Below are 1,017 nucleotides of genomic sequence, written 5' to 3'. Positions count from 1 at the left end.
GGAGCTGTCGAAGGTGGGACTGGCGATTGGGACGAAGTCGTAACAAGGTAGCCGTACCGGAAGGTGCGGCTGGATCACCTCCTTTCTAAGGAGCACTTCTTACCGAGTTCGCTCGGTCAGAGGCCAGTTCATCAGCGAACGTCTGATGCTGGTTGCTCAAGGGTGGAACGTTGATTATTCGGCACTGCCTGTCATCTCGGGCTGCAAGTACTGCTCTTCGGGGCGTGGAAAGCTGATCACGAGTGACGGTGGTGCCGGGCACGCTGTTGGGTATCTGAGGGAATGAACTTCCTTCAGTGCCGACCCCAGTGAACTTGCCTGTGAGGGCGGGGTGATGGGTGGTTGGTCGTTGTTTGAGAACTGCACAGTGGACGCGAGCATCTGTGGCCAAGTTTTTAAGGGCGCACGGTGGATGCCTTGGCACCAGGAACCGATGAAGGACGTGGGAGGCCACGATAGTCCCCGGGGAGTCGTCAACCAGGCTTTGATCCGGGGGTTTCCGAATGGGGAAACCCGGCAGTCGTCATGGGCTGTCACCCGCTGCTGAACACATAGGCAGTGTGGAGGGAACGCGGGGAAGTGAAACATCTCAGTACCCGCAGGAAGAGAAAACAACCGTGATTCCGGGAGTAGTGGCGAGCGAAACCGGATGAGGCCAAACCGTATGCGTGTGAGACCCGGCAGGGGTTGCGTATACGGGGTTGTGGGATCTCTCTTTCACAGTCTGCCGGCTGTGAGACGAGTCAGAAACCGTTGATGTAGGCGAAGGACATGCGAAAGGTCCGGCGTAGAGGGTAAGACCCCCGTAGTCGAAACGTCAACGGCTCGTTTGAGAGACACCCAAGTAGCACGGGGCCCGAGAAATCCCGTGTGAATCTGGCGGGACCACCCGCTAAGCCTAAATATTCCCTGGTGACCGATAGCGGATAGTACCGTGAGGGAATGGTGAAAAGTACCGCGGGAGCGGAGTGAAATAGTACCTGAAACCGTGTGCCTACAAGCCGTGGGAGCGTCGCG

General features: G+C 57.7%; 2 rRNA genes. Both read left to right on the top strand.

From position 1 onward, the window contains the following. Positions 1-85: ribosomal RNA gene (locus tag ACIRB1_RS47140) — 16S ribosomal RNA — on the top strand; the annotation flags it as partial. Positions 86-385: 300 nt separating this feature from the next. Continuing rightward, a 23S ribosomal RNA gene (locus ACIRB1_RS47135) occupies positions 386-1,017 on the top strand; the annotation flags it as partial.

It is taken from the genome of Streptomyces sp. NPDC096013 (assembly GCF_044763565.1).
Taxonomy (GTDB): Bacteria; Actinomycetota; Actinomycetes; order Streptomycetales; family Streptomycetaceae; genus Streptomyces.
Note: the sequence above shows the minus strand (reverse complement) of the source record. Positions and strands in the feature narration are given on the sequence as shown.